This is a genomic window from Vibrio splendidus (assembly GCF_001557875.1).
GTDB classification, from domain to species: domain Bacteria; phylum Pseudomonadota; class Gammaproteobacteria; order Enterobacterales; family Vibrionaceae; genus Vibrio; species Vibrio splendidus_F.
Map to the genome: position 1 here is coordinate 263,797 of NZ_LNRF01000005.1, position 17,084 is coordinate 280,880.

General features: G+C 45.1%; 6 protein-coding genes. 4 read left to right on the forward strand and 2 right to left on the reverse strand.

From position 1 onward, the window contains the following. Positions 1 to 170 precede the first annotated feature (170 nt). Genes ATB74_RS14500 through ATB74_RS14510 form a run of 3 tightly spaced genes read left to right on the forward strand, consistent with a single transcriptional unit; the run spans position 171 to position 15,158 of the window. Positions 171 to 10,580 carry a DUF11 domain-containing protein gene (locus ATB74_RS14500; protein ID WP_061019005.1) on the forward strand — a complete coding sequence of 3,470 codons (10,410 nt, stop codon included), beginning with the start codon at positions 171 to 173 and terminating at the stop codon, positions 10,578 to 10,580. 27 nt (positions 10,581 to 10,607) lie between these two features. Beyond that, a complete protein-coding gene (locus ATB74_RS14505) occupies positions 10,608 to 14,123 on the forward strand; it encodes a hypothetical protein (RefSeq protein WP_061018994.1) in 3,516 nt (1,171 codons plus the stop codon). Positions 14,124 to 14,183: 60 nt separating this feature from the next. Then, on the forward strand, positions 14,184 to 15,158 hold the full coding sequence (locus ATB74_RS14510) for an OmpA family protein (protein WP_061018995.1): 975 nt from the start codon (positions 14,184 to 14,186) through the stop codon (positions 15,156 to 15,158). Positions 15,159 to 15,240: 82 nt separating this feature from the next. Here the strand turns inward: ATB74_RS14510 and ATB74_RS14515 are convergent, their stop codons facing one another. Next, positions 15,241 to 15,660 carry a BLUF domain-containing protein gene (locus ATB74_RS14515; protein ID WP_060982777.1) on the reverse strand — a complete coding sequence of 140 codons (420 nt, stop codon included), beginning with the start codon at positions 15,658 to 15,660 and terminating at the stop codon, positions 15,241 to 15,243. 202 nt (positions 15,661 to 15,862) lie between these two features. Beyond that, positions 15,863 to 16,054, reverse strand: coding sequence for a hypothetical protein (locus ATB74_RS14520; protein WP_004734640.1), 192 nt, complete (start codon positions 16,052 to 16,054; stop codon positions 15,863 to 15,865). A gap of 526 nt (positions 16,055 to 16,580) precedes the next feature. On the opposite strand from ATB74_RS14520, the gene ATB74_RS14525 reads away from it, so the two are divergent. After that, on the forward strand, positions 16,581 to 17,006 hold the full coding sequence (locus ATB74_RS14525) for a hypothetical protein (protein ID WP_061018996.1): 426 nt from the start codon (positions 16,581 to 16,583) through the stop codon (positions 17,004 to 17,006). Positions 17,007 to 17,084: the final 78 nt, after the last annotated feature.

The following is a 17,084-nucleotide window of genomic DNA, read 5'->3' on the forward strand; positions in this document are numbered from 1 at the left end:
GTCCCTAGAAGGCGAAAAGCCAAATTAGTGACGTCAAATCTATGGCAATTCGCCTAGAGACTTGTCAATCTACTGTGAAGTGCGCGTTAATGTTCAGATACAATCTTGTCTTTTTCTTATCCATTCTGCTGTTTCCATTTGCCTCCTATGCGGATACAACGGGTCTTGTTATGGATCTGTCTGTTGACAGCGCGTCTTACGACAATGATCAACAGGTAGCTTATACGCTCGTTTTAACGAATGAGTCGGATAAAACCATTGCTGAGTTGGACGTTAAAGACGAGCTGTTAAATATCTTAACGACAGATGAGCAAGGAAATAATGTCAGCGCGTTCTCGCAAGTCTCGACTCAAGCGCAATCCTCCTTCCTTTCATCTCCAGGTGATTACAGTCGCTTCGGAAACTTAGATGCATCAGATGTGCGTATTGCGGCTGGTGGGTCAGTGACCTACACCATGGTTGCTACCATCTCTGCTGACGCAGCCGGTACGATTGATAACGTCGCAAGTGCGAGCACTGGACTGTTGGATGCTGTTGAATCAAATACAAAATCTATTCAGCGTGGTGTGTACCAACATGATGTTGTTGTTTCGGTCGATAAGACGAACTATCAACTCAATAACAAGCTCACCTATAAGATTAAGGTTTCGAACACTGGCGATACGTTTATTCAGGCGCTCGACGTTCAAGATGTCATTTCAGATATAAAGGCACTCAATATTGAAGGGGCTTTGCAACAAGCTTTTACTGACAACGTTAACTCTGCCACCAAGGTTGAAGGAAGCAAAAGCGATCCAGGCACCTTCGCCGAATCAGGGGACTTATCAGTAAGTGATGCGTCGATTGATATCGGCGGGTCTGTTACCTACGAAATTCAAACGACCGTTGCCGACAATTTAGTCGGCGATATTGTTAATGACAACATAACGGCAGAAACTCGCGACGCATTGGTCGTGGGAGACGAGCTGACTACGCCGCCAACTCAGCCAAATATCGCTCTGACACACACCTTGAACCAGTCAGATAGCTACTTGGTTGATGACAAGTTTTCCTACACGGTGACGGTAAGCAACCAAGCAGATACGGGTATCGCTTATCACTACTCAGTTCAGCAGTTTCTCGCTGACCTTGAAACCGACTTAGGTAATGATATCAGCAATAACAAGAATGCTGACGATACAATGGGCAACCCATATGAGTCTTGGACCAATCAGGTTATTACTATTGGTTCTAACAGCATTTCTGAACTGAACGATACTGGGATTGAATCCAACAAGTCGTTGAACGACACAGTTTCTATTTATCCTGGCGAACAAGTCCTGTATTCGGTGGAGGTTGATGTAAGCCCAGTATCAATTGGCGTCATTCCTCAAGTTATTGCACGAGTAGTGAATGCAGAAGGCACATCAGGTTCTACTGATGTGTTAACGGCTCCTCTAGATACACAACAAGTATTGAACTCTTCATCAAGCCAAATTACCCGTAATAAGAACACAACAGATACTACGTATGTCCCGGGGATAGTCGGTGATAATGAAGTGGTCTATGACATTGTTATTTCAAACAAGGACGCTGAATTTTTCGCGAACGATGTTGAAGTTGTCGATAAATTTGCTTGTATCGTTACACAGCAAGCTGATGGTAGCACTGCTTCTGCGTTTTCTGAATGGAAATTAGAAGTCGCTGATAGAAGTGGTGATGGCTCTAATTACGGTTCATTTAACTATGGGGCTTGGACTAAAAACGACATCGATTTAAAAGTCGACCTCGCGCCAGAGGGCTTTGTTCATTATAAGTTGACCGCAAAAGTGGCTGATACAAGTGTAGGTCAAATTGTTGATGATGGTACCGATGCGGGCTTGTGCTTAGGGGATAACTTAGGCGAGTCGGGCTCTGGCGTTCAAATGCCAAACTCGAAATTAAAAGTCCAAAAGGAAGTGGATTCTCGTTACTACTCAGCTGGCGGTACCCTGAACTACGACATCACGGTAGAGAATAACGGTGACGGCTACGCGATTGATGTACCGGTTTATGATGATTTAGTCTCTGTCATGACCACCTCAATCAATGGAACGCAAACCAAAGCGTACTTTAGCTGGGTGATAACCGCGAAATCTTATGCTTCTGATGGCTCTATCTCGACAAACAGCGAGCCCGGCTTTACTGATGACATAGAAGGTAATCAGAAGAATCAAAAGATCTTAGATGTGAAGGCCAAGCTAGCTCCACACGACAAGATCGTTTATAGCATTGCCGCGATCGTAAACCCAATTGCTGATGATGAGATTCGTAATGAAGTGACGGTCGATAGTGTACTTTATTCCGATAGAGGCTCATACCCGAGAGACTATTACCTTGTTTTAGATAAACGTGTTGATGGTAATAACGAACAAAACGCATACACAGATACAACAAAGACCATTACCTATACGATCCGTATTACCAACCCAGAAGGGAATGGTTTCGCATCGAATATCAATGTTAAAGATGAAATTAAAGCTATAAAAGCTGAGTTACTTCATGAGCCGGGAGAAAGCAAGCCTGTGTTCTCTTCGTGGACGATCAGTGCTGAAAGGGAAGCGACATCTCCTTTAGTGAAAGCCTTCACTAACCCTGGCCTTTTCAAAGATAATGACAACCTGGATGCAATAGCTCAGATCCCACCAGGTGCGACGATTACCTATACCATTGTTGGGACGCTCGATCGCAGTGTCGACAGTGAGATTCTTTGGGGAGAATTCACCAATACCGCAACAGTGACGGGACCCGATACTAATCTATCGGATACGGTACGTACCTATCCTAGCGAACCGAATCTTGTAGTCGCTAAGACCGCTCAAAATACCGACTTTGTTGTAGGTGAGCGCGCTACATTCGATATTTATATCTATAACCGCGGCATTGGCTATGCAAATGACGCAACGGTACAAGATAGCATTTCAGCGCTTAACTTCTTTAATAGCTGGACAATTGTAGGTTCGACCAATACAGATAAACCGGGTTCTCGTTACGGTGACATTGCTAACGACACTGATATCGATACCGACGTTGATATTACTCCCGGAGGCTGGGTTCACTATGAGGTGAGCGGCATTGTTAAGTCTGACTATGAAGAAGAACAAGTATCGAACCGTGTTGATGTTTACGATCCTATTACAGACCGTGACCACAGCTCTTCTGCACAAATAGACAACTCGAACAGTGCTTACGACATCAATGTGTCTCTGTCGAAAACAACCGATGCGGTTCGTTACACACCGGGTGAAGACCTTACTTACACCATCGTAATTGGTAACAACGGTGATACCGACGAAACTGACCTTATCTTCATGGATCGATTGAGTGAGATCACCACCACGCTTGCTAATGATAAAGATGGTGAAGTAGAAGATGTTCTTAATCAAAACCCGTTTGACTATTGGTCTGTTGATACTGGCTCTGGTTTTGGCCCTCAAACGACTGAAGATGTGGAGTTCCCAGTTTCAATTCCGGCCAAAGACTTTGTCACGGTGCGTATTAAGGCGCATGTCAAAGACAATGCAGTATCTAACGGTGTCGCTGACAGAGACGGCGGCATAATCCGCAACGAAGCAGTGCTGATTCATGACGATAATGCCGGCTGTACTGACGATTGTGAGTATGCGAAACGTGCTGTGGCTGAAAACCATCAGGTACACAATAACGGTGGCGTTGTTCGTACAACCAATATTAACCGTTATTCTCCGGGTGATGAGTTGACTTATACCATCAAGTACAACTCTCAAGACGGGCGCGGTTATCGAAACAACGTTGACGTTAACGAACTGATTAATGAGATATCAGTAGAGCTACAGGATGGCCGTTCAGGCAATCCATTTTTTGATGATTCGGTAGGTTCAAACAAGTTTACGGTGGCAGTTGCTAAGAGTGTCCCTGCGAATGCGGGTACAACAGATGGTACCAAAGACGGTGATGTTGCGAACGACACTGACATCGTAACCTCGATTGATATCGATGCTGGCGAAGACGTGACTTACACAGTAACAGGTACAGTAAGACCGGATGCGGTCGGTGATATTCATTACCGAGATACCGTCGTTATTCCCGATGACTACCATCTAGATTTTGACAAAACGACCGATGAAGTGGTGTACGAGCCAGCTAAAACCGTGACCTATCACTTGGTGATTGAGAATGATGGTAAAGGTAACGCTCACGATATTCCAATCGTCGATAACCTCGAAGATATTACGGTCAGCTTAGTGGACGGTAATACAGGACCAGCGTATTCAGATTGGACCATTACATCGATCGCAACCGGAACCGATTCTGAGTATGTGGATGCGGGCGCAGGTGCTGGCAATGTTTACACATCAACCAACAGTAACCTAGATGTTGAAGCCGATATCCCGATGGGCGCTAAGCTTGAGTACCAAGTTGTAGCGACCATTAATGACAAAGCCAATGGAGACGTGGTTAACGTTTTAACGGTCGATGGTGACACCATTTCTCATGATATTCAGCAAGAAGCGCGTAAAGTCGATTTTGAGAAAAACATTCTGGCGTACTACGACACGAATGGTAACGAACTGGTTGGCGCAACCAATTACATGCCAGGGGGCTACGTTGAATATGAAATCCTAATTGAGAACATCTCAAGCGCCCATGTTGATGACATGAGCTTGCGTGATGACATTGACCAAATTAACACTCAGTACTTTGATGGAACGCGTGGCCCTGCATTTGATAGTTGGACGATTGAAATCTCTGCAGATAGCTCGGGGATTTCCAACCCGGATGTAGACAGCTCAATTCAAGACAATAGACCTATTGATACGCACTTCGATATTTCGGCAAACAACTTTAGCCGAGCTATGTCGTCGGCGTTTGTACGCTATGTCATTAAAGCCAAAATTAGTCCGAAAGCGGTAGGCTCTTTTACTAATAAAGCTTACATCGATGAAGACAATGGTAATGAGTTGATCGCGGTATCACCACCATCAACGATGGCGGATCCTGAAGTCACGTTCTCTAAAAAAGCATTTTATGATGCAGGGTTCTCTTCGCAAAAAACTGAATATTCTCAAGCTTCTGACGAGAGTGAGGTTTACTACCGCGTTGAGATTAAGAATACGGGTGATGGTACTGAATATGGTTCTCGTCTTGAAGATGCTATTTCGGCGATTCAAACTCGTATTGCAGAAGACAGCATCACTTCTGGTGGTGATCCTGTCGGCCAACCATTTTTAGCTGGCTGGGAAGTGAGTTTAGATAAAACAGCTGCGACGGGTTCTATTACCGACGCGATTGACTTTGTATCGGGCAATAACATCGATATAGATAACGAAATTGTTATCGCAGCTCAAGAAAGCTTAACGTTCACTATTCATGCTTTGATCCGTGAAGATGCATTGGGTGATATTAAAAACAAAGCGAGCTATGACGGTAGTGTTCGCACTGCGACTTTAATGCCGCTTGAAAATAATACCAGTGTTGAAAAACGTGTGGTGTCGATCAACGGTAACCTGTTTACCGATGGTGATACCTATCTGCCGGGCGATGAGGTTGAGTATGAATTTGTTGTGACTAACCAAGAAAACGGTTGGGCGAACGATGTTCAGATCAAAGACACAATAACGGATATTGAAGTCGAGGTTATTGGTAATAATAAGAGAATGCCAGCTTTTGTTTCCAGTGATATATCTCATGAAATTAGTAATGGTATTGATGCCAATATTGATACCTATGTACCAAGCTACAACACAAGTGGCAACCTTGATATTGAAACCGATATTGCCGCGAGAGAAGTGCTGACGTTTAACTTAACGGGTATTGTTCGCGACGATGCTTTAGGCACGATTGATGCCAACCGAGTGACAGCAGGAAGTGACTCAGCGACGTCGCAAGAGATTCCTCCTAAAGATGCCGAGCTCGATTACTTCAAAACCTTGGTGTATACCGATGGTGAATCGGCAGGGTGTTCTGTTCCTTCAAACGATGGTAGCGGTTGTACTTATGCACCACGAGGTGATGTTGAGTATCAAGTTACGTTAGAGAATATCGGAGACAGTATCGCCGGTGATGTACCTGTTATTGACGCTATTCACGCAATTAAAACCGAAGATGGTGATCATGCGTTCTCTGACTGGGCAACGGCTATTGCGGTTGAACCTGCTGGTACCTATGACGTGCAAGGTAGTTACAGCGGCAGCGTACCATTGGATGCAACTGTCGACCTTCGCCCTGGTGAGCGTATCGTTTTTGATGTGAGAGGTACGGTCTCGGCATCAGCGACAGGTACAATCACCAACACGGCACAAGTGAATAACGGCAACACCAACGACATCATACTTGATCCGGGTCGCTCGAATATCCTGATAGATAAATGGACAGATACGCCTGAGTACGTGCCGGGCGGAATGGTTAATTACTACATCGATATAACCAATAACGATGTGGACACTGGCCTGTTTTCGATTCGTGACATCATCAGCAGCTTTGAAGTCGAAACTGTCGATGGCTCAATGAAACCCGCACTCACGGAGTGGACGGTTGATTATGATGTGCTTTATAACTCCGCGCCATCAGATCCTAACGCTAATGATTTCTCTGAGCTCGACAAGCTAGTAGGTCAAAACAGCCCAGACATCGACTTGCCTTTGGAGTCGATAAAGATGGCAGGGCGAGATGATGCTGGCACTGGTGGTGGTGATAAGTACACCATTGTCCGTATTCACGTAGAAGGTAAGGTTCGTGATGACGCGATTGGGCGCTTTACCAATACGGCTTACCTGCGACATGGATTAGATAATTCGAAGATTGCTCGCTTGAGAGAAGGTTATATCACTCCGAAACCGGGTCAATTGGTGTTAACCAAAGAAACGACGCCAATTGCAGAACCTGATGCTAAGTATCAACCGGGTCAACCAATATCATACAAGATCACCGTGGCTAACACGGGTGAAGGTTACCTTGTCGATCAAGTCCTAACCGATCGTATCGACACCATCATGACAGAGGTGGCTAACAGCCCAGATCAAGAACAAGCGTTGACAGGCAACTGGGTCATTAGTAACGAACAGCTTGATGGTAGTGGCGATCCAACACTGAACGCACGCAAAGATGTGATTAGTACCCCGCAAGGTTATGGTGCGACTTACAGCATTCACCCGGGTGACAGTTATTCATTTGTCGTGACCAACACTGTTAATGATAAGGCCAAAGGCGAGATCACTAACGTCGTTAAAGTTGAGGGTGACGATGGTGAGCACTCTGCTGACGCGACTTACCTTCCTGAAGACGCGCAAGTTGAGATCATTAAAGAGGTTGATAAAGCAGAGTATCTTCCGGGAGAGGCGCTTCAGTATACGGTAACCGTTAAGAATAACGGCTTAGGTTGGGCTGAAGATGTTGCTATTCAAGATGCGCTGAAGTTGGTTGAAACCACGATTGCAGGCGGCGCCACTGAGCAAGCTTTTGACCCTGCTTCAATCCAAATATCTGCGGTATCGACAACCGGTGAAACCCCAGTACCGGATGCAACCAGTGGTGAAGACCTTAATGAGACACTCGATATTGCGCCTCAAGACAGCATTGTTTTCACGATTCTAGTGACGACTAATCCGTTGGCGACAGGCGATATTACTAACATCGCGTCAGCGACCTTTGACGGTACAACATTTGATGACAGTGCTACCAGCACACCAGTGTTGGCGACGGTTTCGGTAAAGAAGACGGTTGATACGCCATCGTATGAAGTAACCAACCTGATTAACTACGACATCACCGTAACCAACAGCTCTGATGCGTTTGCATCTGGTGTTCAACTTCAAGACATCATCAGTGACATTCAAGTCGACACTACCGCGGATAAACAAGAGTCGGCATTTCTATTATGGGAAGTGAGCTTTGATGCCTCGGATGATCGATCTGTTGTCACTCCAAAGACGTTCGACTTGAGTGAAGACATCGATGTGAGTATGGATGTTGCGCCACAGAGCACTGTGACTTTCCATGTTAAGGCGTTAATTCGCACGACAGCGATTGGTTATATCAGCAATACGGCAACCATCACTTACAACGGTACGCCACAAGACTCGACGGTAGTCATGACGCCGAAAGACTCTGAGTTTGTTGCGACCAAAACCAATGTCCAAACCGAGTATGAGCCGGGTGGTGAGCTAGAGTTCCTGATCACCGTAGAAAACACCTCGAACAACTACATCAATGACTTAAGTGTTGTTGATGACATGGAATCTATTGAGGTGTCGTATTACGACGGTTCGACGGGGCCTGCTTTTGTGGCTGGTTCCACCTCTTTGGTGGTCGATTCAACCACAATAGGCACTACCACCGAGCAAGTTAGCCCGACGGAATACAACGTAGATATCGCACCGCACGGCACAGTTGTGTTCCGCTCAAAAGGCACCGTAGTCGATACCGCGACTGGACACATTGTTAATACCGCGCAAGTAGACGGCGGTGATGTTATTAGTCCTCCAGTTCACACTGTGGCGGCTGTGGTTCAAGCCGAGCTGTTTACCGATGCCCCGTATTACGTTCCGGGTGAGCAAGTTGAGTATCACTTAGTGGTGCAGAACATTGGCCGTGGTATAGCCAAAGATGTCGCGCTTTATACTCAGTTCTCTGAATCCATGGGTGACCATATCGATGGTTCACACAGCCATGCCTTTGATGATTGGACACTAACTGCATCATCAGAAGGAGCTGAAACTCAACCGGGTACTTTTGATAACGATAAAGATATCTTCACGTTGGTCGACATCGCGCCTGGCGGAAAGATTGACTACACGTTCACATTGACGGTCAACGAAGACATGCTGACTAACATCGATGTGCTTGGTTATTACCTTGATTTAACCGGTAGCCCAACGATGCGTGCACGCTCCAAAAACATGTTGGCATCTGAGACGTCAATGCAGGTGATAGCCGATCAAGTGTCTGCTTTGGATCTACCGCCAGTGGGTGCTGATCTTGTTGTCGAAAAGCGTTCGGATAAGCCGGAATATACCGAAGATGACGTCAGTGTCACTTATTACTTGGCCGTGACCAACAATGGTCTAGGTAACGCAGCGAACGTTCGGCTAACTGATGGGATCAGTGAGCTACAAAACAGCACAGGTAATAAAGTCTTTACGGATTGGACAATTGAAGGTGTGGAAGTTGATGACTCGGGCGCAGTTATCCAGCGTCATACTTTCCCAGTTAACAAAGATCTAGACACCACAGTTAACCTGAAATCCAACAAACGAAATGCCTACGCGTTTGAAGTAGTTGGAACTCTAGGTAAAGGCTTGGATGACGACATCACTAATACTTTTACGGCTACTGAATCTGACGGTACTGAAACCAGCGACAGCGTGACCAATCACATCAAGAAGATCCCAGATAACTCTGGGGAATTGGAGCTGACCAAGTCTGCGCTGCAAGATACCGCGCAAGTCGGCGATGCGGTTGAGTACGAGATCATCGTTGAAAATAACAACGAATCTTACTTTAAGGACGTCACCGTGGAAGACCGTTACCCAGGCGGTCTGAAATACATCGCAGACACATCAGAAATCGTATTGAGCGGTGTTGATGGTGAGTTTGGGACGCAAGACGATCGGGTTCTTTCTCAACAGCCGTCTGATACTGGAAAGCTGATGTTCACTTCGCTGAACTTTGATCCGGGTGAAAAGCTGCGTATCCGCTACTTATTACGCGTATCAGTAGGCGCAACCTTTGGTGATTACATCAACACTGCAGTCGCGAAGGTTGATGGTTTGGCCGTTTCTAATGAAGACACCGCCAAAGTGACTGTAGAACCGGACAAGGTGTTCGATACCTCATCAATCATCGGCAAAGTCTTCGAAGATCACAACAAAGATGGATTCCAAGCAGATGCAACGGCATTTAATGTTGAGCTAACAGCCAGCTTGCCTACTCAGGATTACATTGCTAGCTCTACAATCGTTCTCCGAGATGGTAAGGAGATTGCAGTTAGAGATAAAGATCTAATTGGCGCAGCGACCTCGGCACTTGAGCAAGGTTTGGAGCTTGGCGATCTTTGGGGCCATTCGGTGAACCGAACGCTTCCAGAAACCAGCAAAGTGGTTATTCAGTTTAAAACTCGCACACAGCAGCGCTTTGATTTTTATGTCACGACCGATGCGGGTTCCCGTATCGAGTTTGATGCACAAGGTCAGATTCAATTTAAGCATGAATCGGACAAGAAAAAGGGACTGAGCGCGGAAAACCTCAACGTAACCAGAAACCTGTATCGCGATGGAGAGAATTACCTGTGGGAAATCGTTATCGAGAACAAAGGTATTTACGAAGATGGTATTCCGGGCGTTAAGTTGATGACGGTTGAGGGAATCGTTATTTACACAGACCAGTACGGTCGTTACCACGTGCCCGACCAATGGGTACTCAATAAGAAAGGTAAGAACTTCCTAGTGAAGTTGGACACTGATTCGCTATCCACCTCCATGGAAGTGGTGAGCGAAAACCCGAAAGTGTTGCGAATTACCCCGAACAAGCTCACTAAGTTCAACTTTAGCGTGCATCGCAAAGACCAACAAAGTGAACAGCAGTAAGCCATTGGAACCGTATCTGGAAATTGTATGAAAGTATTTAGTAAGTCTCGTTTAGCGACGTGTGTGTTGACTGCCATTCCAGTGATGGCGGTAGCGAAAGACACGGGCAAGCTTGAAAAGCTTGGTTCTGAGACAACGGGCATTGAAATTACCAAGCCGAACCAAGACCAAGACAGCTCGCGTATTTACTTAGAACAAGGTGCTATTTGGGCAAGCCGCGACATCACTCGCTTTGACCCGGTGCTGGATGTCAGTGTCAGCGATGAGTTGGAAGTCGATCAGGGCACACTGCGTGACAGCGTTGGTTTCACCATCACCACCAACTATGGTTACTACATCAAAAAGTACCAGTTGGAAGTGTACCGCGTGGGTGATTTTGGTTTATCTGAGCCTATCACGGTACTTGGTGGTGATAAATTGGCAAACGACTCTGACATCAATTGGGATGGTCAAACCGATGTCGACTACCAATTTAATGTCGGTGAGCAGCTGATGTTCCGTCTAAAAGCGTGGGACAAAGATGGCAACATGGATGTGACCACCGTTGGTGTTACTGATCTAGTGAAACCTGACTCTGAAGTTGATATCGACCGAAACGATAATGACGATGAAGAGAGCAAAGGTAAAAGCTATGGAAAAGCAAAGCTGATGCGTCACAACATTCCAACCAATGCGGGTTTAGCGAAGTTCATCGGCACTGGCTTGAAAGGCGTTGATAAAGTCATCATCGGTGAAGACGAATTTGATGTCGAAGACGGCAACTTATACGCAGAACAATACTTACCAACAGACTCCTACATTTTCCCAACCAAGGTTGTGTTTGATAACGGTGATGAACGTCGTTACAAGCTTTACGTTCGTATTCCAGATACGTACTACGCACAAACCGGCTTGGCTGATCTTTATGTTGGTAAGAACAATGTGTCTGGTAATAGCGATGCATTAAGTGTCGATGACCAGTACCAAGATGACATCTATAACCAAGGTCGTTTAGCGTACTTTAGTCAGGGTAAGTTTGGCGACAAACTTCGTGTAACGACTCACTTCGATACTCGAGAAAGTGAGATAAAGGATATGTTCAAACACCCGTTCGCCTCGGACGATTCGGATGTGTTCGATATCCTCGAAGACGACGATGAGCTGTATTACGGTAACTATGGTGACAGCTCAAACATCGAAAAAGTGGTCAACACCAAGGGCAAGGTTTACCTCAATGTGGAGTACGATAAGTCTCAATACTTGTGGGGTAACTACAACACGGGTTTAACAGGCACCGAGAACAACGATTACAACCGTAGCCTCTATGGTTTCAAAGCTGATTATCGTACTCGCGATACTACACAATACGGTGAAGATCGTCTGAACGTGGTCGGTTTTACCGCAGAAGCAGATTCGTTGTATGCACACGATGAGTTCTTGGGCACAGGCGGTTCTCTGTACTTCCTTCGTCATGGTGAAGCGGTACCAGGAAGCGACAAGGTTTATGTAAAAGTAAAAGATGAATCAGGCCTAGTGCAAAATGAAATCCCACTTGAGCCGGGTGTCGACTATGACTTCGACCCGTACCAAGGTCGAATCATTCTGACCAAGCCACTCGACAATATCTTGTCTGACAGTTTCGGCAGCGTCATTGAAAACGGCGACGATTACGAAAACTTCCTGGTTGTCGATTATGAGTATGTTCCTCAAGGTTCAGACTCATTAGATGCGATGTCTTACGGTGGTCGTGCCAAAGGCTGGTTCAACGATTATATTGGCGTTGGCGTGACGTACGCGACCCAAGAGAAAGATAATCAAGATTACGAGTCTTACGGTACCGACTTAACGCTACGTGCTACTGAGGGGACCTACATTAAGGCTGAGTTTGCGCATAGTGAAGGTAAGCAAACCGAGTCGAATTTCGTCTCTACCGATGGTGGTTTAACCTTTACGCCCATTGGCGACACATTGGAAGACCGCGAGGGTGACAGTGTCCAAATCACAGCAGTCACCAGCCTTTATGACCTTGCCCCAACCATCTTTGGTGCCGTTGGCAATGACCTGAAACTTTGGTATCGAGACAAAGACGCAGGGTACAGCTACGCGAGCAGCAGCGATGATTTAGAACAAGAAGCTTACGGTGCAGAGCTTCGTCTACAAGCCACTGACCGTTTGGCTGTGCTGTCTCGCTTTTCGACCAACGAAGAGCGAGATGTCGACGGCAATCTTGAAACAGATACCGAAACGATTGAGATCGAAACTCAAGTCAAAATCACTCAGCACATCAAGGTTTCAGCGGCAGGGCAACAAACTGAAGAGCTTAACCAAAACGACGAGCACAGCGATGCTACGTTAGCGGGTGTTCGTTTGGAATACATGTGGGACAGCGAGAATAGCGTTTACGTTAAAGGGCAAAAGACCGTGGATCAGTCGGATGACTATGACGAAAACGACAGCGCGTCGATTGGTGCTGAATTCCAAGTGTTGGAAGACTTGTCACTTGGCGGCGAATACACCGATGGCGACCGAGGCCAAGTAGCAGAAGCGACGGTGACTTACGATGTATCCGATGACCACTCAACCTACGTAACTTATGTAGATGATAACTACGAAGGTCAAAACAACGTGATTGTTGGCCAGCGTGCAGATCTCACCAGCAGTGTCGATTTCTACCAAGAGAACCAATTCGTTGATGAAAACGATGGTCACGGTCGTATCGATTCGTATGGTTTTGGTTACGACGTGACGGAAGATGTCGAGATGGGCATCGGTTATCAACTTGGTGAAATTGAAGATGACGAGAACATAACCACAGAGCGTGAGTCCATCAGCTTCAATGCATCAATTGACCTAGACGACATCACCTTAAGCCACAAATTCGAATATCGAGTGGATAAGAGTGAGGACGACCCAGAGATAGCACAACGTGAGCTGCAACAAATCGTAACCACCAACCGTTACACGCACCACTTAACAGAAGAGTACACGCTGTTTGGCAAGTACAACTATTCAATTACAGAGAGTGAAACCACTGGCGAAACCATGGCGCAATTCACCGAAGCCACAGGTGGACTTGCGTATCGTCCGATCTATAACGACCGATTAAACCTACTTAGCCGTTACACCTACATTGCGGACTTCGATCAACTGGATCGTGATGTGGATTATCAAGACGAAACTAGCCAGATCATTGAAATTGAAGCGATCTACTCAATTGACCAGCATTGGGATGTTGGCACTAAATATGCGCATAAAGACAAAGAGCAAGCTTTTGAGCGTGCTTCTGGCGCGAATGAGATCGTTAAAAGCGACATCGATTTATACGGACTGAGCGCTTCTTACCGCGTGATGAAAGAGTGGGATGTGACGGGTGAATATCATTGGAAAACAGACACACTCAACGACGAGCTAGAACACGGTGCGTTAGTTTCGGTGAACAAGCACATCGGCGAGAACTTCAAAATGGGGATTGGTTATAACTTCTCTGCGTTTGATAGCGATCTAACCAATGATGATGACTACGACGCATCCGGTGTGTTCATTAACTTAGTCGGTAAGATTTAAGCCTGCCCGAGAGGGTTAAAAGCAGAGAGTTGAGAATTCAAAGTGACAGCTAAGAGTAATATGAAAACAATTATTTTCCTAATAAGCGCAGTGATGAGTACTTTGCTGCTTTCCGGCTGTGCAACCGACACGTATGTGAGTCAAGAGAACCGAGACAAGTTTGCGGGTATCGACGTGTCTAAGTTTTTAATCAGCGAGTGTTTGGCGCCAGAGCGTGAGGTGCATATCGCTATCGCAGAGCATTTTGCGTTTGATAAATACCAATTGCGTGACCTCGACAAGATCAATTTAGATACGTTTGTTAAAGAGATCAGAGGCCTCAAAGGGCGAATTACAATTGTCGGCCACACTGATTACAAAGGCTCTCTGGAATATAACGAGCGTCTTTCACAGCGACGCGCTAAGTCAGTGGCTGATTATCTGCAAGCCCATTTAGATCCTAAGCAGTATGATTGGGAAGTGAAACATCTTGGGGAAACTCAACCTTTGTTGTTGGGCAAAACCGATAAAGATCGAGCAGAGAACCGCCGTGCATTTATCGTGTTTGAAGAAGCGCAGAAGTATGAAGAGATGCCTTTCTGTGAGCCACCAAAACCTGAGCGTAAAGTGTACATGGCGATAACACCACACTTTGACTTTGATAAGTCGGTGCTTAAGCAAGAAGATCTAACTCAGTTAGATGACTTCACAACGAAGTTGAGCGGCCTGCAAGGCAGCATAATGGTGGCAGGGCACACCGACCAAGCTGGCTCGGTCTCTTACAACGAGAAGTTGGCTGAACGCCGCGCAGAAACCGTGGTTGAATACCTTAAAACCAAGCTCGACCCTAAGCAGTTCATCTGGGAAGTGAAGTCATTTGGTAAGTTGCAGCCTGCGATCAATGAACGCTCTGAAAAAGCCGATGCGTTAAACCGCCGAGCGTTTATCGTGTTTAAAGAGTCGGATATTACTGCCGAACAGGAACAGCAAACACTATCAGGTAGTGAGCAAGGTTTTCTTCGTAGTGAAAGCGATCAGAAGCATGGCTATGAATAAAGAGCAATCTTTTAAATAATGTGAAAAAGCCCCATGCGCTGGGGCTTTTTGATATGTGTTTTCTGATAAAAGGGTCGTTAATCTACTCAGAAGGTAAATTCTGCTTCAATTCTAGAAGCATTTGATAAGCACTTTCACCGGACATCTCATATGGGTTGAATTGGTTGGATGTTGAAAACTGTAAGTTTACCAGTTCGGTTAGGTTCGACTGAGGAATATCACCCATAGACCAGTCTCCAAATTGCCGACAATCTATTTCCTTGAAATACAAGATCATTACTTTTTTGTGCCGCTTATCATTCAGAATATGATTATAGGTATGATTAACTGCGCTCCTTGAACCTTCGATACATTGTAAAAAATACTTATCGTTATGGCTAAGTAGACCTGTTAAATGGCTTTGCTTATTACGGTCGTGTGAAATTTGGAGTATGTCGTTTAAAGCCTCCGAATCGCAACTTTCACAAAGCGTACTGACATAAATTAACCGAGTTAGGCGCATAGGCATTACTTCGAATGTTATTCAAAAGGTACTAATAAATATAAGCCAAGCTCATGGAATTGCGAGTTATTGGCTTAATTGTTACTCGGAGGTTTTGGGAAGAGAATGAGGTGGGTATCAAGTAGAAGGAATGCTCGCAAGAGGCGCTAAAATAACTCAAATTTTGGCCAATTAGTCATTTCAGCGACCTTTTATGATCTCGTTAGTTGTTTAGAATCGAAATAGATTCAACGTTAGAAGAGGCATCAAATCGAACGTTGACCAACACACTCTCTCGTTCGAAAGTCACATCATCAAAGTCAGTAGCTGCGATCTTAAATCCATTCCTTGCAAACAAACTTGTTACCGTTGTCCGTTGTTTCTGTTCCATTGCGCATGTCAGTAGTTCGTTCATCGTTATCTCCATATTAGGTAACCGTGTGCATTTTTTAAGCGTACAGCCTCTTTAGTATGAGATCAATTGCCTAATAGATAAGCTATATTGATGTGTTCAATTGAATGATTTTGATATTCAAAAATGCAATGGGTAAGTGGGAGTGCGATTGCGTTAGTTATGATAAGTAGAGTGTTATGTGACCACAGTTCAGCATTAATCGAGAACGAAATTTTTTGTAATAATCGCGTTGAAATAAGTGCTTACAAAACAGGGGGAAACATACTCGCCGTTTAGTATGTTAGGTCTGTGGTTGGAATCATTGTTTGTCTATATCCAGCTTAACTAAAGTACACCGATTTATGATAAGTCGAGTTCCTAATGAACGATTTATTGAAATCTCGTATGTCTAAGCGGTGTTGTTATAAGTGTTATTAATTGCATAAGCTTGATTTTAATATTGGTTTGATTTATAAAATAAGCGTTCGTTCATTAACTTCATGATTATATTAGTTTTTACTAACCTTTGATAACATGGAGAAAGGTGATGAAAAAGAATTACACGCGCAACAGGTTAGCGAATTTAGTGCGACTTCGTAGGTCATACAAAGCATCAGACTTTCTGGTGAGTTCTAATGAATTTCGAGTTAAGAAAGATGTGTATAGCTTACGTAAAATCAAGCAGTTAGAAATTCGTCAACTGGGTATTAAAGAAAACGTAATCAATATTGTTTCGTTGGCTTTAGTGCTCTCGGCTGCGACTTGGGCATTTGTTCCTCAGTTCGGTTTACCGATGCTTGCACTGACGTTTATTTTGGCGTTTGTTACATGGCGAAAATACGAGCTTCGTGCAGAGTTTAAAGGTGCCGATGAAACTGGCGACCATTGGGTTTCCGTGGCTCGTGGTTGCACACGAGAAGAGTTCAAAGTGTTGAAAAATGTCGAATTGGCATTACGCAACCAAATTTCTTAGTAAACAGGGCATGCAATACGTTAGGCTCAAGAATAAACAAGGCTCGTCATCAATTGGCGAGCTTTTTATTTTCAGAAA